Origin of the sequence: Jeotgalibacillus malaysiensis, from assembly GCF_044789845.1 — a bacterium.
Lineage (GTDB): Bacteria > Bacillota > Bacilli > Bacillales > Jeotgalibacillaceae > Jeotgalibacillus > Jeotgalibacillus malaysiensis_A.
The window spans coordinates 3,017,786-3,038,977 of sequence record NZ_CP085252.1 but is presented as its reverse complement, the minus strand read 5'-3'; the positions used below and the strand labels follow the sequence as shown (position 1 = coordinate 3,038,977).

Below are 21,192 nucleotides of genomic sequence, written 5' to 3'. Positions count from 1 at the left end.
CAGGCTGGAATAAAATTGCTACATCTGCGACTTTTCAGCCAGCAGCCCGGCAATGAATGATCCTAGAAAGGAAGTCTCAAATGAAAATACTATTAATTATTGGTGCAATAAACGCATTTTTATCAGTCGCGCTCGGAGCCTTTGGTGCACACGCACTTGAAGGAAGAGTAGAGCCGAAATATCTGGATACCTGGAACACAGCTGTGCAATATCAGATGTTCCACGCAACAGCGATTTTAATCACAGGCGTATTAATCGGTACGCTTCCTGCATCAGGACTTTTCGGTACTGCAGGGTGGCTATTTGTCGGGGGGATTGTATTCTTCTCAGGAAGCCTTTATGTATTAAGTCTGACAGGGATCAGCGTATTAGGTGCCATCACACCAATCGGCGGCCTATTATTCTTAGGCGGCTGGGTTTGCCTGATTATTGCGATTGCGAAGGTTTTATAATAAGTAAAGAGAGTCCGGGGTTCCGGGCTCTCTTTTCGTTTACTGGCCCCCGGTGTTATTAAAAGGGTATTCATACTCAATTTCTCCATCAAATGTTGCATAATCCAGATAAATGAGTGGCAGTAAATATCTTTTTTCAGTATTGGGATCGCTTAAAATCAGATGATCGCGTCCGGCTGCTTCGATAATGCCTTTGAAAATTTTAGCGTTCCAGTCCTTGTTATTCTCAAATGTCATATAGACAGTCGTTGGCTTACCGCGATTTAATCTGAAAATATTTTCAATATACGATTCCTCCACAGGCGGACGTGCCGGCTGCTGAGCCTGCGGCTGCTGGCCATAGTAATATTGATAATTAGGGTAGTAACCGCCGTACTGACCCGTACCGTACTGCCCTGTAGAATAAGATGGATTCATTGTCATTGTGATCCTCCATTTCTGAAAATAGGCTAGACAGTCTTTTTGCGAACCTGTCAATTACACGCTATGTGACGGAGAAGGATTTTATACATAAAAAACCTCCAGCCTTATTTGACTGGAGGAAGAACATTATACGTGCAGAAACTTTGGCAGGTCCTGATCTTCAAGTAGGTTACCTACATAGAACGCACCAAATTCACCGTAGCGCGCACTCGTTTCATCAAAACGCATTTCATATACAATTTTCTTAAACTGCAGCACATCATCAGCGTAAAGTGTTACGCCCCATTCCCAGTCATCAAATCCGACTGATCCTGAGATGATCTGCTTGATTTTGCCGGCATACTGGCGGCCGATCATGCCGTGATCATACATCAGCTTTTTACGGTCTTCCATTGAAAGCATGTACCAGTTATCATTGCCCTCACGCTTTTTATCCATTGGATAGAAGCAGATGTGCTTTGATTTTGGCAGCTTCGGATACAGACGTGATCTCACATAAGGGTTCTCATATGGATCTTCATCAGATTCCTTAGAACCGTAGCTTCCAAGCTCAACAACAGATACATACGAATAAGTAGGTACTGTATAATCGGCAATCGTTAATTTGTTAAATTCATTCTCAAGATCATTCAGCTCTTCCATTGTCGGACGCAAAATAAATAATACGAAATCTGCCTTCTGTCCAACGATTGAATAGAACGAATGACTGCCCTGATCCTGGTCCTGTACGTCATTCAGTCTCTTTAAAAACTGCTGGAACTCATTAATTGCGGCTGTGCGCTCATCGCTAGTCAGCTGCTTCCACGAAGTCCAGTCCATTTTACGAAAATCATGCAGGCCATACCAGCCATCCAGCGTAGTTGCTGCTTCACTCATATTCCATCACTCCTAAATGAAATGTCATATAAACTCACTGTTTCTATCTTATCATAAAGGAATGTGTGACAGCTAATGAGGGGAGGAGGGTTCATGAAATTGTTGGAGTTATTAAGCGCTGATTACCGCTGCGGATGGGCGCTTTCCGCGGCCGCGCGGTGAGCCTCCTCGGACGCTTCGCACCTGCGGGGTCTCACCTGTCGCTTCTATGCCGCAGGAGTCGCCCCTCCTCCGCTGCAATCACCTGAATGATACTTTCTCAATTTAAAGTTTAGCTAAAAGTATTTTTATCTCCATCCCCATTTATAATACTTGAAATTAGTTTGTTTCAAACAATCTTAGCTGATTGTAGTGGAAGGCGGGGGACTCCGGGACGAATAGTGGGAAGCTGAGACCCCACAGCCGAAGGCGAGGAGGCTCAGCAACCACCGTCCGGAAAGCCTCCCGCCTGGAACGAAAATCAGCGGTTTTCAACAACCTTAGTGTTAAAATTGTCCGAAAACTAAAACTTTTTCTATGAAAACGTTGACATAAAGGCTATTGGTTGAATTCACTTACAGATGGGGTATGCTTACAAGTAGAGACCAATTTAGGAGGATGAATCATGAGCGATTTATTCACAGGATTAAAAGAAAAATTAACTGGTAAAGAACGCCGTATCGTATTTCCGGAAGGATCGGACGAGCGTATTTTAAGAGCAGCGAGCCGTCTTGCAGCAGAAAATATTTTAACACCAATTCTTGTCGGTAACCCAAATGCGATTGCAGAAAAAGCAAATAGCGTAAACGTAATTTTAGATGGATGCGACATCGTAGATCCGTCATCTTACCCGGAATTCGACGAACTCGTTTCTTCATTCGTTGAGCGCCGGAAAGGGAAAGCAACAGTAGAGCAGGCACGCGAAATTCTTTTAGATGAAAATTACTTTGGCACAATGCTTGTATACACGAACCGTGCAGACGGTCTTGTAAGTGGAGCGGCACACTCTACTGCTGATACAGTGCGCCCGGCACTTCAGATTATTAAGACAAAAGAAGGCGTTAAAAAGACGTCAGGCGTATTCATTATGGTACGCGACGATGAAAAGTATGTATTCGCGGATTGCGCAATCAATATTTCACCGGACAGCAGCGACCTAGCTGAAATTGCCCTTGAGAGTGCAAAGACTGCTGAAATGTTCGATGTAGACCCGCGCGTTGCAATGCTGAGCTTCTCAACAAAAGGTTCAGCGAAATCACCTGAAACTGAAAAAGTAACGGACGCAATTAAGATCGCAAAAGAAGCGAATCCTGAACTGACACTTGATGGTGAATTCCAGTTCGATGCAGCTTTCGTTCCTTCAGTAGCGAAAAGTAAAGCACCGGATTCAGACATTCAGGGTGATGCAAATGTATTTGTATTCCCAAGCCTTGAAGCAGGTAACATTGGCTACAAAATCGCACAGCGCCTAGGCGGATTCGAAGCAGTAGGCCCAATTCTTCAGGGGCTGAACGCACCGGTGAACGACCTTTCACGCGGATGTAACGAAGAAGACGTGTATAAGCTTGCATTAATTACTGCAGGTCAGTCACTATAATTTAACGAATCCCCGGTCTGGATGTTCAGACCGGGGATTTTTTGGTGTGCGAAGCATTTTATGAGGGGATGAAATGTCGTATGTTTTTGATTGGAGGTTGTATGCAGCGATTTGAGGTAGCGATCCACCCGGGTTGAGTGCTGTATAAATCCAATTGAGTGCGCTATCCGCCAACCTGAATGCCAACACACACCAATCCGCACCAGCTCCACCTCCACAAAAAAACAGCGGAGACACACGCTCCGCTGTCCAAAAACCTTATTTCATTTCAACTAATTGAAGTTCAGGCTTTTCTTTCTTCGTCGTACAGATCGACTCCCAGTCATGTGCTGCGCCGTCACGCATTGTGACAATACGGTCTGCGATGGCTTTAGAATCTTCCAGGTCATGTGAGACAAAGATTGATGTGATGCCTGTCTTTTTGATAATCTCTCTCAGCTCGCTGCGGATTTTAATCTGCAGGCCGGCATCCAGGTTACTGAATGGCTCATCAAGCAATAGAAGAGAAGGCTTCGGTGCAAGTGCACGTGCAAGTGCGATACGCTGCTGCTGTCCACCGCTTAATTCGTGCGGATAGCGCTTTGCATAGGCAGTCATATTCACAAGCTCAAGTACTTCCTCAGCACGCTGCTTTCTTTCGCGGCGGCTGAGTTTTTTTAAGCCGAATTGAATGTTTTCAAGCACAGTCATATGTGGAAACAGGGCGTAATCCTGGAATACCATGCCGATTCCGCGCTTTTCAGGAAGCACGAAGCGGCGGTCATCCGTCATTACTGCACCGTCAATTGAGATTTTACCGCAGGAAGGGACTTCAAGACCGCAGAGCAGGCGCAGTACAGTACTTTTTCCGCTGCCGCTGTCCCCCTGGATTGAAATAATTTCACCCTGTTCAATTTCTAAATGAAAATGGTTAATTGTATTTGTTTTCGTTTTTCCATAACAAAAGCACAGATCTTTGATTTCTACGAACATAATCAATTCGGCTCCTTTTCTAAAACTTGATGGAAGATATAGATCGCAATACCGCTGATGACGACAATTAGAATCGAAGCAAGTGATGCCTCATGGATTTGTTCGTCATTTGCGTACTGGTAAGCTTTAGTGGCTAAAGTGTCAAAGTTAAATGGCCGTAAAATCAGGGTTAATGGCAGCTCTTTTAAAATATCAATAAAGACCAGGATAAATCCGCTGATCAGCGGAACTTTAATCATACGCAGGTCTACTTTGAAAAATGTTTTCGTCAGGTTTTCACCGAGCATTCTTGACGCTTCAGTATATTTGTTTCCGATTTTATCAAAGCCGGCTTCAACTGAATTGTAGCCGATCGCAAGAAAACGGATAATATACGCTGAAATCAGAATGAATAAGCTGGTACTCAGGAAAAGTGACGGTTCCATCCCGACTGCTTCATAAAAAGCGAACAGCCATTTATCAAGATCAATAAAGATTGTACTGATTCCGACTGCGATAACGGCTCCGGGGATTGAGTATCCGAGGATCGTCACGCGGGCTGCAGACTTGGAAACAAAGCTCTGATGCATTCTGGCAAAGTTAGCGATAATCACTGCAAATACCATAACAAGTGCTGCTCCGATAAAGGAAACAAGGACTGAATTTGTAATGAATGATGTAAATTCAGGCGATGCAATCTTTTCAAACGTTAAGATCATCCAGTCCACCATTTGAATAAATGGAATCAGGAAGGCCAGCATGAAAATAAATAAGCAGTAGCTAAAAGCAATCCATGCTTTTGATCCTTTTAGTTTAATCGGTGCAAGCGGTCTGGTCTTGGCAGTCGTTGAACTGTACTTCTTCCTCCCGCGCATCACTTTTTCAAGAATCAGAATGGCAAATACGATAAACATTAATGTTGCTGCGAGCTTGATCGCTGAGTTTAAGTCATTCATGCCAAACCATGTCTGAAAGATGGCTGTACTGAACGTTGGAACACCGAAATATTGTACGAGTCCGTAATCATTTAACACCTCAAGCAGGACCAGGCTGACGCCGCCTACAATGGCTCCGCGGGAAATCGGAAGGACCACTTTGAAATAAATGTCCCATGAATTCCTGCCAAGCAGCCGCGCATTTTCAACAAGTGATGCTGACTGATGCGCAAGGAAAGCGCGTGTAATCGTATATACATAAGGAAATAGAAACATTGTAAAAATAAACACTGCACCAGGCAGGTTCAGGATATTAAAATACGATTGATTCACCGTAATATCCCAGTTGTTTCTAAGCGTTGTTTGAATCACTCCGGTATAATCGAGGATCCCGTTATATGTGTATCCTGCGATAAATGGAGGGATCGCAAGCGGCAAAATTAATGCCCACTTGAAAAATTTCTTCATTGGAAAGTCATATGCAGATACAAGCCATGCAAGACTCGTACCGACTAAAATCGTAAAAAATCCGGTAAATAGCATGATCAAACCTGTATTCCTTAACAGGTCAGGCAGAATAAATTCCTGGATATGTGCCCAGTTTTCTGCTCTTTCAGTAAAAAAGTTAATTAAGATCGTTAAATTCGGCAGCAAAATCAATATGACAATGATTAAGCTTAAGAGTGACCAGATATTTAAATAACCTGGTATTTTTCGAAACACCTTCAAGCTGGACACGTCCTTAAAATCTGCAATTCAATGTACAAACAAAAAGCTTGCAATCGTTCCCTGATAATGATAACAGTTCTCAATTGTTTTGTATAGCTGTAAACGCTTTTTTAGCAGGAATGGTCGCAGTAAAGAGTGTATGCTGTGTCAAATTTTAGACAAATTCTGGGTGATCGGGCAGGGGGTGGCGAAAAAATGAAAAGGTGATCGATAAAAGTGTGGAGGTGATAGATAAATCTACCGAGATGAGGTAATAATCACGTTATCAGGCTGCAGGAGCTGAAAACACAAAAAGGTGAGTTAAATAAGCAAAAAGGTGATAGATATCTCACAAAAGGTGATATAAAAAAGCTGCATCACCTAAAAACAGGCGACACAGCTTAGATCATCTTATTTCCAGCCAACTTCATTCATAATCTGAAGGGCACGGGCATTGTTTTCACCAAGCTCAGTCAGGTTGATATCCTGTGCTTTGAACTCGCCCCAGCTTTGAAGAAGCTCTGAAGCTTCAACGCTTTCGTTTGCAGGGTATTCATAGTTTGCTTCTGAGAATTCTTTTTGTGCAGCTTCAGAAGAAAGGAACTCAATGAACTTCTGAGCGTTTTCAGTGTTCTTGCTGCTTGCAGTCACGCCGGCACCACTGATGTTTACGTGTGTTCCAGTTGTATCCTGGTTAGGGAATACAATCTCAAGACCTTCAGCTACTTTAACTTCTTCTTCATCTTCAGAATTCAGCATTTGACCAAGGTAGTAAGTGTTCATCACAGCTACATCACCTTCACCGGCTGCAACGCCTTTAGCCTGGTCGCGGTCTCCACCTTCAGGATTACGAGCCATGTTGTCTACAATTCCCTGTGACCATGCTTTTGCTTCTTCTTCACCGTTAAGTGAGATGAAAGATGCTACTAATGACTGATTATAGATGTTTTCAGAAGAACGGATCAGCACGCGGCCTGCCATGTCTTCTTCAGTTAGTGATTCATACGTCTGGATTTCTTCAGCGTCAACCTTTTCCGGATCGTATACGAATACACGTGCACGCTTTGTTAACCCGAACCACTGATTTTCAGTGTCGCGAAGGTTTTCCGGAATATTTTCATTTAATGTATCACTTTCAATTGACTGAAGCAGTTCAAGATCTTTCGCACGGTGCAGGCGTCCTGCATCAGCTGTCATAAATACATCAGCTCCTGATGCCACACCTTCACGCTCAAGACGTGCAATCAACTCATCATCTTTACCCTGAATGACATTAACTTCAATGCCCGTTTCTTCAGTAAATTGATCATAAAGCGACTGGTCTGTCTCATAATGACGGCCAGTATAAAGATTAACTTCTCCGCCTGATTCCTCAGTTGCTGCAGAATCGTCTGTAGAACCGTTTTCTTCTGTTGTTTCCTCTTCACCTGAATTTCCGCAAGCTGTTAAGATTGCAAGGATCAGAGCTAAGCCAAATAAATACCATGCTTTTTTCATGATGTACACTCCTCTTATGTAGATTTAATTGAAAATGATTATCAGCACACTCTAAATTATAATGATAATCATTCTCAAGTCAATAGCTATTTGAAAATTAGTGTGAACGTTTTCTCCCGAGTATCTGTGATATAATTTTCTCAGTTTGATAAAGAGGAGAATCAGAACGTATGGAAGATCAGGGTTTAACGCTTTTAAAACAGCCTGTGTGGAGAGTGATTGACCAGTCGAGTCTCGGGCCTTCATTTGAAGCGCTGCAATCATTTGCAATGGACGATACACTATGTGCATCATCCGGAAGCGGGGAAGCACCGGCCACTGCACGCTCATGGGTGCACCACCGTACAATCGTACTCGGCACGCAGGATGCCCGCACACCACATTTAGAAGAAGGATTAAGACTCCTTGAAGAAGAAGGGTGGCGCTACATTGTCCGGAATTCAGGTGGACTGGCGGTCGTGCTTGATGATGGCGTGTTAAACATCTCACTCGTATTTTCTGAAGCAGATAAAGGAATTGATATAAATAGCGGCTATGACGCAATGCATGCCCTGGTAAAAGAAATGTTTGCTGATTTCGGTCAGGACATTGAGGCATATGAGATTGTTCACTCGTACTGCCCGGGGAGCTATGACTTAAGTATAAATGGCAGAAAATTTGCCGGTATTTCACAAAGACGCCTGCGCGGCGGGATTGCCGTTCAGATCTATTTGTGTATGAATGGCAGCGGCGCTGAGCGTGCAGAACTTGTGCGTCGTTTCTATGAATGTGCGATTCAGGGAGAAGAAACAAAATTCAGCTATCCCGACATTCACCCGCAAGACATGGCATCTTTATCAGAGTTGTTCGGCGTTGAATTGACGGTTCAGGATGGCATGCTCCGCTTTTTAAACGCACTGAAGTCAGTCAGCGGCGAACTGGTTGCCGGTTCATTGAATGGTGAAGAGCTTGATTTGTATGCAGCTTATTATGACCGGGTTGTAAAGCGGAATGAGAGTGTGCTGGGGCGATAAAAAAGATGAGCGAAAGACCGGGGGATGTGAAGGTCTTTCGCTTTTTATGTTTAGCTTATCTCGATTGGTCAAAGCGCCCGTACCGGTATATTTCTATAATTGAATAGGGGCTAATGATAATTGATTCATCTAAACTCTTTATTGAATCAGCGGGACAACTAATTGCATCAGCGATACCTTGAAAGTAAGCTAATTGGATCACCACTGTCCACATTTGAATCATCATTTAATTTTTATCTATCACCAATTAAAGTAATTGAACTGGTGGTGCGCTGTTGTATCAGTGCTCAGCAACCTTCTCCAAATTCCCGTTCCGGTCCATCTTAAATGTATTCGCATGCTCCTGCTCATTGAACAGCACAAGCTTTCTCGCGCGGTTCATGATCTGCATCAAGGTATCGTAATCCTCTTTCATGGCAGACTCTCGTTCTTCTAAAAACTGTACTTTCTTTTCAAGAGAGCGGCACTTTTCCTGCCAGACTTTCACTTCTGATGAGAGCCTGTCAGAAACCTGCAGAGAGCCGGTGCGGTCCAGCTGCTGAAGATAGGCGATGACAGCGCTCAGCGATAATTCTGATACGCGCTTTTCCGGCTGAGGGGCAGGCTGTGCGAAGGCAGGTGCCGATTCAGCATGCTCCTCAGCAATTTCCTCATTCAGCGAAACAGGTTCTTCTATTTCAAAGCCTTCCGGAACAGAAAAATCTGGCTGATATAATACTTTCTTTTTACCAGAATGATCCTTACCTAATAGGCGATTCCTCTGTTTCCGCTGCTTTTTTGCGAGAGTTAAAGCGTGTTCAAACTGACTGCGAACAACCGCATTCCACCTGAACCCGCATGCAGCTGAAGTCCGGTCCAGCTTATCTCCGGCCTCCTCAAATGCATTTAACTGCGTACTCCCTTCCCTTACATGCCGCAGCACAGTGTCTGCAAGCAACAAATCATCCTCTTCCATCCATGCATCCTGACGGTTTTTCATCCTCGTCACTCCAATCTTTGAATCTTTCTGCTACCATTTTCTCCCCAGTGTAAAAGTTTTATACATCCCGCTTTAAAAAAGATTCCACCTTACAAAATTGAAACTGTGACTTCATGTCAGTTACAATTACAGGTAGCGAACGAATCCATTTGAGCACATACATATTTAAAAGCCGTTTTGGATAAAGCTGATGGCTGGTTTACTTATGAAAAGAGGATATATGGTTGTTGATGTTTTAATTAATTGAGATCAAGTAAATTTAGATCATATACTCAGCTGGTCCTTGGAATGGAGGACGGAGACTCCCGCCCCAGAAAGGGACAGGTGAGACCTTGGATGCGAAGCATTCAGGGGCTCACCGCCCGGGGGCAGGAAAGCGCAGTCCTACATGGAAAGGGCCAGCGATTATAAAAGTTTTCATTCTCTAAAAAAATTTCCCGTCTCAAAAACTGAGACGCCGGCATTTGAAAAACCTTGAAATTTGTCAAGTCGTGAAGTAAAAAAATAACCCGTTATAATAAGAAATAACGAAAGAGATGAGGGACACACATGACATATGCGCAGCAAAAACTGGCTGAGGAAAAAGTATTCAAAGACCCGGTCCACCGCTATATCCACGTTCGGGACCAGGTGATCTGGGACCTTGTCGGAACGCGTGAGTTCCAGCGTCTGAGAAGAATCCGCCAGCTCGGGACGACCTATCTGACTTTTCATGGTGCAGAGCACAGCCGTTTCAATCACTCGCTCGGTGTATATGAAATTATCCGCCGGATCGTGGATGACGTTTTTACTTCGAGACCTGAGTGGGATCACAGCGAGCGGCTGTTATGCCTGTGTGCTGCTCTGCTGCATGATCTGGGGCACGGTCCGTTTTCACATTCGTTTGAAAAAGTGTTTGATCTCGATCATGAAGATTTCACACAGGAAATTATTTTAGGCAATACCCAAGTAAATCAGGTATTATCGAAAGTCTCATCTGACTTTCCTCAGAAAGTGGCAGATGTCATTGCAAAAACCTATGACAACAAACAGGTCATCAGCCTGATCTCAAGTCAGATTGACGCTGACCGTATGGATTATCTTCAGCGTGATGCTTATTTTACAGGCGTCAGCTACGGGCATTTTGATATGGAAAGAATCCTTCGTGTGTTAAGACCTGTGGATGATCAGGTTGTCATTAAATCGAGCGGGATGCACGCTGTGGAAGACTATATTATGAGCCGCTATCAGATGTACTGGCAGGTGTACTTCCATCCGGTTACGCGAAGCTCGGAAGTCATTTTGACGAAAATCCTTCACCGTGCAAAAGAATTAAGCGCCGAAGGGTATGAATTCGCTTATGAGCCAAGACACTTTAAGTCAATGTTCACAGGTAACGTTACGCTGAAAGATTACCTGAATCTTGATGAGTCCGTTGTCACTTACTATTTTCAAATGTGGGAAGATGAAAAGGATCCGATTTTAAGAGATCTGTGTGACCGTTTTATGCAGCGCAGGCTGTTTAAATATGTCGAATTCGATCCATCGAAGGAATATAAAAAATTGAATCAGCTTGAACAGCTGTTTAAAGAGGCTGAGCTCGATCCGGACTATTATCTGGTGGTTGACTCGTCTTCAGATCTGCCGTATGATTTCTACCGGCCTGGAGAAGAAGAGGAAAGAGTTCCGATCCATTTATTAATGCCCGGCGGTGAAATTAGAGAACTTTCACGTCAATCTGAGATTGTAGACGCAATTTCAGGGAAAAGAAGAACAGACCATAAATTGTATTATCCAAAAGATTGCCTGATGGATGATTCATCTCATAAAGATACAAAACAGAAAATCCTCGACATCCTCGGGGTAACAGAACGCTAAAAGGGGAGAAAGTCAATGATGAAGGATCACGCCCGGCTCATGCAGGCATTTTCAGCAGTAGATGAAATTGTCGGCAGAAAGAAGCTGCAGAAGATCATTTTTATCGCCAAAAAGCACGATTATGCATTTCACGAAAAATATCAGTTCCACTTCTTCGGACCTTACTCGGAAGAATTGACGCTAAGAGTGGAAGAGCTGTGTAATATGGGCTTTTTAAAAGAGTATAACGAGAAAAAAAGTGGCTATTACCAGTACCGCTACGAAATCACGGATGAAGGAAGAGACTTTCTCGCATCACAGGAACTGCCATCAGCTGAACTGAAGCCGTTTCTAACAGACCTCAACCAGCAATCCTCCAGATTTTTAGAACTTGTCTCAACGATTCTTTACTTTGATTCACTGGAAGAGCAGGAGTGTATTGAGAAGGTAAGAAAAGTGAAAGAAAAACAGAACTATACAGATGAAGAATGTCAGGAAGCCTTGGCTTACATAGCACATTTGAAGACATTATCTTAATAGCCGCGATTGATCTCCGTGGAGGACTGCGCTTTCCTGCCCCCGGGCGCTGAGCCCGCAGGCTTCGCCATGCTCGGTCTCACCTATCCCTTCCTGGGGCGGGAGTCTCCGTCCTCCACTACGATCAACCGCTAGATGGTATAAAAAAATTTTTATTTATAAGATTCTTTGTTTACTTTGAACCTCTCCAATGATGGAGGGGTTTTTGTTTTGTGCTGATCTGTCATGTCAGATGGTGGTTCCGGAAATTACCGGTGGTGTCCCGGAGATTATATTGTATTTTCATGAAATTACACATGGTGTTCAGGAGATTACCACGGCGGTTCAGGAAATTTTATATGTGTTTACTGAAATTGTGTAATTTGACCTGCCTCTTTCAGATAGAAATATGATTTGTAATTACAAAACATAATGACCACTCAGGTTTATTGGAGCGTAAGGGGGTGACTCCTGTGGCAGGAAGGGACGTGTGAGACAGAGCATGGCGAAGCCTGCTGGCTCACCGCCCGGCAAAGGAAAGCGTCCCCCTGAAGCGGAAATAAACCTGTATAGAACACTAATTTATATTTTTTTGAACGTTTTTGAATGTTTTTGAAAGAAAATGATTGATTTATGTAAGCGTTCTCTTTATAATGAAATTATAAACAACACGAGAAGGAGAATGGAAATGCTGACCGAAGAGCGTTATTCCATCATTCTAGATAAGCTGAAGTCCTTTGAAACAGTGAAAATTCAGGAGCTTATCGAGATCACCGGTGCTTCAGAATCTACAATCAGGCGTGACTTAACGGAGCTTGAGAAAAAGAAGTTCATTAAAAGGATTCATGGCGGGGCCAGAAGAATGGAACGGAAAATGGATGAGCCGGGTATGGAAGAGAAATCAGTCAAAAACCTTTATCAAAAGCAGCTAATCGCTCAGGAAGCGGCAGCATTTGTGGAAGAAGGTGACTGTATTTTTATTGATGCAGGCTCGACGACAAATCACATGGTTCCTTATTTGCCTGACGGAGACATCATCGTTGTCACGAATGGTCTGATGCACATTGAGGCTTTAATGAAAAAAGGAATTCGTACTTATCTGACAGGTGGTGCGGTGAAGCCGAAGACGAATGCACTGATCGGAAGGGGAGCGATTGATTCGCTGAACGGCTACAGGTTTGATAAAGCGTTTATGGGAACGAACGGCGTCCATTACGAGTCGGGTTACACCACGCCTGACCCTGAGGAAGCCCAGGTGAAAGCAGCGGCGATCAGTCTTTCGCGGGAAGCTTTTGTGCTGGCGGATTCAGAAAAAATCGGTGAAATTGCATTTGCAAGGTTTGGCGAGTTAAGTGAAGCGGTGCTCATTACAGAGACTTTTGAGGAAAACTTAGCACTTTATAAAAACCAGACCAGTGTAAAAGAGGTGAAAGCATGATTCTAACAGTGACACTCAATCCTTCAGTGGATTACGTAGTCCGCGTTGAACAATTCAACGAGGGACATCTAAATAGAACGGATCAGACGGCATTTTATGCAGGTGGAAAAGGCATTAACGTTTCGCAGGTGCTAAAAGAGCTGGGTGTTCAGAGTACGGCAACAGGATTTACCGGCGGTTTCAGCGGAAGGTTCATTGAAGATACGCTTTCTGAAAAACAGATAAAAGCTGATTTCATCCACGTGGAAGATCCTTCGCGTATCAATATCAAACTCAAAACGGATGAAGAAACGGAAATTAATGCAGCCGGGCCTTTGATTTCATCTGAAAAAGTGGATGAACTAGTTGAGCTGGTCAGCCGTTACGGAAAAGGCGATACGCTTGTGCTTGCAGGAAGTATCCCTTCAAGCGTGGAGCGGGATTTATATGGAAAACTTGCAGCGGCAGCTCACAAAAATGATATGCAGGTTGTCATTGATTCTGAAAAATCACTGCTTGAACCGGCGCTCGATACGCCACTCGCACTAATTAAGCCGAATCATAAAGAACTCGGCGGCTATATTGGCCGTGAGATTAAAACGGTGGAAGATGCAGTGACATATGGCAGGCAATTTTACAATGAACACAGCATTGACTACCTAATGGTATCGATGGCCGAACATGGAGCAGTATTATTTGCAGGTGATGAAACTTACATTGCAACGCCGCCAAAAGGTGAGCTGATTAACAGTGTAGGGGCAGGCGACTCATCTGTAGCAGGGTTCCTTGCAGGTGTTGAAAAAGGTTATTCAATAGAAGATACATTTGCACTCAGTATGGCATGCGGCGCAGCAACCGCATTTTCAGAAGGTCTTGCTGTAAAAGAACAAATTGATCACTACTTGCCAATGGTACAAATAAGGGGGTTAGTAAAATGAAGATTACGGATTTACTCACAAAAAGCACAATTAATCTGGAGCTGAAGTCAACAGAAAAGCAGGGCACGATTGATGAAATGGTCAGCCTGTTAGATCGTGCAGGAAAGCTTGCTGATGCGAAAGCATACCGCGAAGCAATCCAGGCACGTGAGGACCAGACGACAACTGGTATTGGAGAAGGCATTGCGATTCCGCATGCAAAGACAAAGGCAGTAAAAGAGCCTGCCATTGCATTCGGACGCTCAGTAGAAGGACTTGATTACGAATCGCTCGACGGCCAGCCGGCACATCTCGTATTTATGATAGCAGCAACTGAAGGCGCAAATGACACACATTTACAGGCGCTGAGCCGTTTGTCAGTACTACTTTTAAAAGATGAAGTGAAACAGGGACTGCTTGATGCAAAAACGCCTGATGACGTCATTGCGCTGATCTCGAGCTTTGAAGAAGAGGAAGCAGAAGAAGAGCAAACGACTGGAGAAGTGCAGGGGCAGATTTTAGCAGTAACAGGATGTCCGACAGGTATCGCGCACACATATATGGCAGCAGATGCGCTGAAAAATAAAGCGAAAGAAATGAATGTGCCGATCAAAGTCGAAACGAACGGTTCAGACGGTGCGAAAAACGTGCTGACTGCTGAAGAAATTGAAAATGCTGTAGCGATTATCGTGGCAGCTGATACAAAGGTTGAAATGGAACGTTTTAAAGGGAAGCGAGTCATTGAAGTACCTGTAACAGACGGTATCCGTAAGACTGAAACACTGATCAACCGCGCGATTAAACAGGATGCACCTGTGTACCAGGGCAGCGGTGGATCGGGTGAAAAGAAAGAAGAGGGTCAGGCAAAAGGACGTTCAGGCGTATACAAACACCTGATGAACGGTGTATCCAATATGCTTCCGTTTATCGTAGGTGGAGGGATCCTGATTGCACTATCCTTTATGTTTGAAGATCAAATCACAGGTGAGCGTTCAGCACTTGGTGATATCTTAAGTTATATTGGTGGCGCAAACGCATTTGCTTTAATCATTCCTGTACTGGCAGGGTTCATTGCGATGAGTATTGCTGATCGTCCCGGCTTTGCACCTGGTATGGTCGGTGGTTTGATGGTTGCTACAGGGAATGCAGGTTTTCTTGGAGGAATTATCGCCGGTTTCCTTGCCGGTTACTTAGTACTTGGATTGAAACGTGTCTTTGCAAACTTGCCACAAGTGTTTAATGGGTTGAAACCGGTTTTGATTTATCCATTCTTTGGGATACTGATTACAGGGTTAATCATGTATTGGGCAGTTCAACCACTTAGCGCGATTAATCAGGGCGTCATTGACTGGTTAGGTGGTCTTGGAACAGGAAACCTTGCGCTATTAGGATTATTGCTTGGCGGTATGATGGCGATTGATATGGGTGGTCCGATTAACAAAGCCGCTTATGCGTTCGCACTTGCAGTAGCAGCTGACGGTCAGTTCGGACCTCAGGCAGCTGTTATGGCCGGTGGTATGGTGCCGCCGCTTGGAATGGCACTTGCAACAACACTTTTCCGTAAAAAGTTCAATGAGCAGGAGCGTAAAACAGGGGTTTCAGCATATTTCCTTGGTGCATTCTTTATCACAGAAGGTGCGATCCCGTTCGCAGCAGCCGATCCGCTGCGCGTGATTCCTTCAGCAGTTGCCGGCTCAGCAGTCGCAGGGGGTCTGACGCTATGGTTTGACCTTGCACTGCGCGCACCGCACGGCGGGATCTTCGTATTCCCAACGCTTGAAGGGGCAGTGATTAACATTTTGCTGTACGCGATTGCGATTGTTGCGGGTACAGTTGTGACTGCGCTGACGGTTGGGTTTTTGAAAAAGCCGGTTGTGGCGTAAGTGGCGTGTGCGGTTCGGCGTTGAATGTGTTTTGTTCGACGTTGAACTACCAGTGTTCGGTGGAAGAAGTATAATGTTCGCCACTAAATATTGGTGGTTCGCCACTTTATGAACTAACTTCGAGGCTTCGTATCATTTGACCTATGCGTGAAAGCACCAAAAAACTTCCTGCAGGCAGAGCCTGAGGAAGTTTTTTCTGTTCTTATTGTCCAGTTCCAGCAGGCAGACCCTCGAGTCATAAGCCACGCATCAGTAAACGGGAAAGACCACCCGTTTTCTGCTCCGCGTCTTAAGCTTGTCGGAGCTGAACAAGCGCCTTCCGCTTTTCTTTGTCCAGCTCCAGCGCCTAGACCCTCGAGTCATAAGTCAACCTGAGAAAACGGGGAAAACCACCCGTTTCTCAGGTCGCCTTATGCTTGTCGGGTCTGAACAAGGCGCTTCCGCTTTTCTTTGTCCAGCTCCAGGCGCCTAGACCCTCGAGTCATAAGTCAACCTGAGAAAACGGGGAAAACCACCCGTTTCTCAGGTCGCCTTATGCTTGTCGGGTCTGAACAAGGCGCTTCCGCTTTTCTTATTGATCACTTACTCTAACGCCGCCAACACCATAATCCGTCTTCTTCATTTCTTCGATAATAATTGAAACCTTATCCGGCGTTGCACCAGTTGTCTCAACGACTGCATCTGTCACCTTTTCAACAAGTGCTCTTTTCTGGTCATCACTGCGACCTTCAATCATTTTTACTGTAACGATCGGCATATCTCAGAACCCCTTCCAAAGTGTATTCATCGTCTTCAATTGATCTCATATGATACAATTAACTACGATAACGCACATTTATTGTATATGATTTTTTACACTTTTACATAAAGTAAAGATTGACTTGCTGGTTTTGGTTAGGAACACTTTTAAAAATACCTGCATAGCTGTGATTGGAGCGAAAGTGGAAATCAACAGCCGTTGTTAGAAAAGTTACACGTAAAGGAGCGAACATACATGTCAGACAAAAAGAAAAACATCGGTTTCAATATCATCAAAAACGACCCGACAGACGGCCACGGCGGATTCGGTGTCGGCTCACTTAGCCTTGATAATGTATCACCAGTCATTGTTGATGTTGCAGAGCGGGAAGCAGAAGTGGATATCGGCGCGATGCACGCGAGATCCAAAGTGGAAAAGCGAATTAAATTTACAACAAACCGTGAAGATTCAGCAGGCGGCAAGGATTACTGGCTCGTCTGGGTGACGATTGACCGTAAACCTGAAGGACCTTATTATGCGGGTGTGACGGCATGTGAAATGGTTGTGAATGTAGAGAAGAGAAGAGGTTATAAACTTCTCGCAGATCATGTGAACCTGATGGATAAATCAATGAAGCGTAAAATCATCGTTGATCACATGGACGACACCTCTAAAAAAGTACTGGCAGATTTCCTGAAAGCTCATAATGAAGCATTTTGGGAGGCGTCAGAGCCGGAGCTTCATGAGGCGCTGCTGTCAACAGAAAAATGACATTCGTGAACAAATTGTGACGGATTGTAGAAAACTGTCACTGATTATTGCTAGAGGCGAATAAAGAGAGTAAAATTATTTTACAGTTGCATTGAATATGTAGCTAGGACACGAAAAGACCCGAGGCCGCACACCTCGGGTCTTTTTGCATGCAATTTGCGTCTATTCCATAAACCATTTTTCAAACCAGTTTTCATCTTCTGTATGACCATTGACCGGTTCTCCTGGTGGTGGCGCAACATTTCCATCACAATCCTCTAAAGGTGCTGTTGCTTCCACAAAATAGGCAGTGCGCTTTCCGCAAGATTCTCCTGCTAGAAGGCCTGTATGCGGATCCATCTGAACGGCAGTCACGCCAGGCGGAGGGACAAAAAACTCCTCCGGCTTATCTGCATGAGCCCGCTCCATAAATCGCAGCCAGATCCATTTCGCAGCCTGCTTATCTTCAGTCAGTGTCAGCGTCCGCGCATCGTCATAGCCTGTCCAGACGCCTGCAGTGAGCGCCGGTGAAAAGCCGATCATCCACTGGTCTGTGTCAGTTGTACCTGATTTCGCAGCGTATTCACGCGTCTTTTCATCTAAAAGCGTAATCCCTGTTACAGTGGAATAATCATTCAGAGCCGGATCAAACGTTCCTGTCAGCATATGCGTCATGACAAACGCCTGCTGTTCATCAATAATCCGCTTTGCATTCTTTTTTGTCTCATAAATGACTTCACCATCAGGCGCTTCAATCTTTCTGATCAGCACAGGCTTTACTATCTTCCCGCCATTTGCAAAAACGGAGTAAGCATTAAACAGCTCGAGCGGGACAGCTTCAGACGTGCCGAGTGCAGCAGAAGGGACCTCTTCAACCGGTGTACTCAAACCGAACTCCTTTGCCTGACTTTTTAACACATTGCTACCGAGAAACTCATGCGCTTTTACAGCGTAAATATTATCTGAAATGGCAATTGCCTGAGCAAGTGTAATCGCATCATTCGCATACTTCTGGTTGAAATTTTGCGGTGCATACTCACTTCTGCCTTCATCATAGGTAAATGTAGTCGGCTCGCTGCGCATCGTTGTAGCTGGGGTGAACCCTTTTTCAAGCGCAGCCGTATAAAGAATCGGTTTCATTGTAGACCCGGGCTGTCTGAGTGCCTGGGTGACCCGGTTAAATGGACTCTTCTCAAAATCCCTTCCGCCAGTCATTGCTTTGACTTCACCGCTATCAGGATCGATTGCTGAAAATGCGACTTCGAGTTCAGTGGCAGGCATATTTTCTTTTACAACCTCATCGGCAATTTTCTGGAGGTCAGTATCAAGCGTCGTATAAATTTTAAGCCCGCCATATTTTAAATAGTAGGGCTCAAGATCAATCGACTCAAGCTCCTTCCACACTGCCTCCTGAAAAAATGGGGCAGCGCCAAGTGACTCTGAAGGTGGAGTTGCTGTTACATGGACCTTCTCTTTTAGCGCTTCTTCAGCCTGAGCTTCAGTAATATCACCGTTCTCAAGCATTTCAGACAACACAAGCTCCTGTCGTTCCTTCGCATCATCAAAATAATCGACCGGAGAATAACCGGACGGAGACTTTGGAATTCCTGCAAGCATAGCAGCCTGTGCAAGCGTCAGATCCTCAGAGGAAACGCCGAAATAATACTGACTGGCCGCTTCAATACCGTAACGCCCATGTCCGTAATAAATCGTATTTAAATAACCTTCAAGAATATCTTCCTTCTCATAATTCCATTCCAGCCGGATCGTATATAAAGCTTCATTTAACTTTCTCGCCCATGTTTTATCATGCGTTAAATACAGGTTTCGCGCGTACTGCTGTGAAATCGTACTTGCACCCTGCACTTTTGCCATTGCCTGGATATCAGCTACAACAGCACCTGCAATTCTTTTAAAATCAAAGCCTTTATGATCATAAAATTTACGGTCTTCAACCGCAATCACAGCATTCACCGCAAAAGGGGAAATCTCTTCAAGTGACTTCCAGTAACGCTTTTCACCCGCTGACCGCTCCCCAATCAGCTGATCCTTCCCATCAAAAAGCAGCGTTGATTGCGTAACGGCAATAGAAGGGGGACCGGTCGTCTTAGCGTAAAAATACAGCACAGTAACTGAAGCACCCCATAAAAATACGAACGAAATCATACTGAACAGAGCAAGCTGCAAAATCCTTACCCGCTTCCTCTGTTTTCTCCGAGAAACACGTCCCAACGCCCCCGCCTCCTGTTTTTTTAAATTAGTATGTGCAAAGTTTGATGGATTTAATCTATAAAGCTGAAGGCTGGATTTTAGCAGATGTATCTATTTTGGCTGAGTATGGAGCATTTCCGTTCTGAGATGCACAAATCCGCACTCAAGATGTAGCGATACACCCGGGAACTTGTAGCAATTACCCTCCAGGATGTCGTTTACTCAAATATAGTTGCCCCCCACAACCTCTTCATGCCCTTAACAAACCAAAAGCCAGTTACCCAACCCTATAAAAAGAAACACTCGCATCAAAAAATTCATACAACCACCCAAAAACAATCCAAAAAACATCTTGAATTCTCCCCAAAAAAGTTTATACTTTTCCTCATGTGTGTTTTCTTTTAACCCAGCGTGGAAAACACATTTAGTATGGATAGATTTTGTGTTCAATCATGATGTGATCTACAGTGATTGTTCTGTTTATAAAAGATATTTACGGTGTTAAACCTGATATAGCAATTGTTCGGAGTGGAGGGCGGAGACTCCTGCGGCATAGAAGCGACAGGTGAGACCCCGCAGGCGAAGCCGAGGAGGCTCACCGCGCGGCCGCGGAAAGCGCAGCCCTCCATGGAGAAAAATTGCGGTTCAGTCAATTTCATTTAAAAAGGAGAAATGCAAAATGGGCGGATTCTGGTTCACAGAAAAACAAACAGAAAACTTTGGCATCACAATGAAAATCAAACAAACACTACACTCAGAAAAAACAGACTTCCAACAGCTCGACATGGCTGAAACAGAAGAATGGGGCAACATGCTGTTCCTTGACGGCATGGTCATGACATCGCAAAAAGACGAATTCGTATATCACGAAATGGTCGCACACGTACCACTGTTCACACACCCAAATCCTGAAAACGTACTTGTTGTAGGCGGCGGAGACGGTGGCGTAATCCGTGAAGTACTAAAGCACCCATCTGTTAAAAAAGCAACACTTGTTGAAATCGACGGAAAAGTAATCGAATACTCAAAGAAATATCTTCCTGAAATTGCAGGAGACCTTGAAAATGAGCGCGTGGAAGTAATTGTTGGAGACGGTTTCATGCATATTGCTGAAAGCGAAAACGAGTATGATGTAATCATGGTTGATTCAACTGAGCCTGTAGGTCCGGCTGTTAACCTGTTTACAAAAGGCTTCTATTCAGGCATTTCAAAAGCGCTGAAAGAAGACGGTATTTTCGTTGCCCAGTCAGATAACCCATGGTTTAAATCTGACCTGATCAAGCAGGTCATGAGTGATGTAAAAGAAATTTTCCCGATCACGCGCCTTTACACAGCAAATATCCCAACGTACCCAAGCGGTCTGTGGGCATTTACACTTGGATCTAAAAAGCATGATCCATTAAAAGTAGCGGAAGAAAGATTCCATGAAATTGATACAAAGTACTACACGAAAGAGCTTCACAACGCAGCATTTGCGCTGCCGAAATTCGTGAAAGACTTAACTGAATAGGAG

General features: G+C 44.4%; 18 protein-coding genes. 10 read left to right on the top strand and 8 right to left on the bottom strand.

What is annotated here, in order from left to right; all coding sequences use genetic code 11:
• The first annotated feature begins 80 nt into the window (after positions 1-80).
• The gene (locus tag LG330_RS15805; protein WP_039811746.1) at positions 81-452 is read left to right on the top strand and encodes a DUF423 domain-containing protein; all 372 of its coding nucleotides are present in this window, start codon (positions 81-83) and stop codon (positions 450-452) included.
• Positions 453-491: 39 nt separating this feature from the next.
• Here LG330_RS15805 and gerQ read toward each other — a convergent pair whose 3' ends face one another.
• Both gerQ and hemQ read right to left on the bottom strand, forming a co-directional pair.
• Positions 492-869 carry a spore coat protein GerQ gene (gerQ, locus tag LG330_RS15800; RefSeq protein WP_404409637.1) on the bottom strand — a complete coding sequence of 126 codons (378 nt, stop codon included), beginning with the start codon at positions 867-869 and terminating at the stop codon, positions 492-494.
• A 132-nt stretch (positions 870-1,001) separates the two neighbouring features.
• Positions 1,002-1,751, bottom strand: coding sequence for a hydrogen peroxide-dependent heme synthase (gene hemQ, locus LG330_RS15795; protein ID WP_404405506.1), 750 nt, complete (start codon positions 1,749-1,751; stop codon positions 1,002-1,004).
• A gap of 604 nt (positions 1,752-2,355) precedes the next feature.
• Between hemQ and pta the strand changes: the two genes are divergently transcribed.
• Entirely contained in the window at positions 2,356-3,327 is a 972-nt protein-coding gene (pta, locus tag LG330_RS15790) for a phosphate acetyltransferase (protein ID WP_404405504.1), read from the top strand.
• Positions 3,328-3,585: 258 nt separating this feature from the next.
• Here the strand turns inward: pta and LG330_RS15785 are convergent, their stop codons facing one another.
• The 3 genes from LG330_RS15785 to LG330_RS15775 form a co-directional block, all read right to left on the bottom strand.
• A complete protein-coding gene (locus LG330_RS15785) occupies positions 3,586-4,299 on the bottom strand; it encodes an ABC transporter ATP-binding protein (protein ID WP_404405502.1) in 714 nt (237 codons plus the stop codon).
• Between the two features lie 2 nt (positions 4,300-4,301).
• Positions 4,302-5,942: an ABC transporter permease gene (locus LG330_RS15780; protein WP_404405500.1), complete on the bottom strand. Its 1,641-nt coding sequence runs from the start codon at positions 5,940-5,942 to the stop codon at positions 4,302-4,304.
• Between the two features lie 390 nt (positions 5,943-6,332).
• Positions 6,333-7,418, bottom strand: coding sequence for a Fe(3+) ABC transporter substrate-binding protein (locus LG330_RS15775; RefSeq protein ID WP_404405498.1), 1,086 nt, complete (start codon positions 7,416-7,418; stop codon positions 6,333-6,335).
• A gap of 170 nt (positions 7,419-7,588) precedes the next feature.
• Here LG330_RS15775 and LG330_RS15770 point away from each other — a divergent pair, with 170 nt between their 5' ends.
• Positions 7,589-8,431 carry a biotin/lipoate A/B protein ligase family protein gene (locus tag LG330_RS15770; RefSeq protein WP_404405496.1) on the top strand — a complete coding sequence of 281 codons (843 nt, stop codon included), beginning with the start codon at positions 7,589-7,591 and terminating at the stop codon, positions 8,429-8,431.
• A 280-nt stretch (positions 8,432-8,711) separates the two neighbouring features.
• Here the strand turns inward: LG330_RS15770 and LG330_RS15765 are convergent, their stop codons facing one another.
• Positions 8,712-9,410, bottom strand: a complete 699-nt coding sequence (locus LG330_RS15765; protein WP_404405494.1) for an RsfA family transcriptional regulator — start codon at positions 9,408-9,410, stop codon at positions 8,712-8,714.
• A gap of 549 nt (positions 9,411-9,959) precedes the next feature.
• Here LG330_RS15765 and LG330_RS15760 point away from each other — a divergent pair.
• From LG330_RS15760 to LG330_RS15740, 5 genes are all read left to right on the top strand, one after another.
• Complete coding sequence (locus LG330_RS15760) at positions 9,960-11,267, top strand: HD domain-containing protein (protein WP_404405492.1); 1,308 nt, start codon at positions 9,960-9,962, stop codon at positions 11,265-11,267.
• Between the two features lie 15 nt (positions 11,268-11,282).
• Positions 11,283-11,783 carry a YwgA family protein gene (locus LG330_RS15755; RefSeq protein WP_404405490.1) on the top strand — a complete coding sequence of 167 codons (501 nt, stop codon included), beginning with the start codon at positions 11,283-11,285 and terminating at the stop codon, positions 11,781-11,783.
• A gap of 661 nt (positions 11,784-12,444) precedes the next feature.
• Positions 12,445-13,200 carry a DeoR/GlpR family DNA-binding transcription regulator gene (locus tag LG330_RS15750; RefSeq protein WP_404405488.1) on the top strand — a complete coding sequence of 252 codons (756 nt, stop codon included), beginning with the start codon at positions 12,445-12,447 and terminating at the stop codon, positions 13,198-13,200.
• The gene (pfkB, locus tag LG330_RS15745) at positions 13,197-14,117 is read left to right on the top strand and encodes a 1-phosphofructokinase (RefSeq protein ID WP_404405486.1); all 921 of its coding nucleotides are present in this window, start codon (positions 13,197-13,199) and stop codon (positions 14,115-14,117) included. Before LG330_RS15750 ends, pfkB begins: the two co-directional genes overlap by 4 nt.
• The gene (locus LG330_RS15740) at positions 14,114-15,979 is read left to right on the top strand and encodes a fructose-specific PTS transporter subunit EIIC (protein WP_404405484.1); all 1,866 of its coding nucleotides are present in this window, start codon (positions 14,114-14,116) and stop codon (positions 15,977-15,979) included. The genes pfkB and LG330_RS15740 overlap by 4 nt, the downstream gene beginning before the upstream one ends.
• Before the next feature lie 571 nt (positions 15,980-16,550).
• On the opposite strand, the gene LG330_RS15735 is transcribed toward LG330_RS15740, so the two are convergent.
• Positions 16,551-16,736 carry a 2-hydroxymuconate tautomerase gene (locus LG330_RS15735; protein ID WP_322420190.1) on the bottom strand — a complete coding sequence of 62 codons (186 nt, stop codon included), beginning with the start codon at positions 16,734-16,736 and terminating at the stop codon, positions 16,551-16,553.
• Positions 16,737-16,973: 237 nt separating this feature from the next.
• Between LG330_RS15735 and LG330_RS15730 the strand changes: the two genes are divergently transcribed.
• The gene (locus tag LG330_RS15730; RefSeq protein ID WP_404405481.1) at positions 16,974-17,489 is read left to right on the top strand and encodes a YwhD family protein; all 516 of its coding nucleotides are present in this window, start codon (positions 16,974-16,976) and stop codon (positions 17,487-17,489) included.
• A gap of 162 nt (positions 17,490-17,651) precedes the next feature.
• On the opposite strand, the gene LG330_RS15725 is transcribed toward LG330_RS15730, so the two are convergent.
• Positions 17,652-19,700, bottom strand: a complete 2,049-nt coding sequence (locus tag LG330_RS15725; RefSeq protein WP_404405479.1) for a transglycosylase domain-containing protein — start codon at positions 19,698-19,700, stop codon at positions 17,652-17,654.
• Between the two features lie 658 nt (positions 19,701-20,358).
• On the opposite strand from LG330_RS15725, the gene speE reads away from it, so the two are divergent.
• Complete coding sequence (gene speE / locus LG330_RS15720; RefSeq protein WP_404405477.1) at positions 20,359-21,189, top strand: polyamine aminopropyltransferase; 831 nt, start codon at positions 20,359-20,361, stop codon at positions 21,187-21,189.
• Positions 21,190-21,192 lie beyond the last annotated feature (3 nt).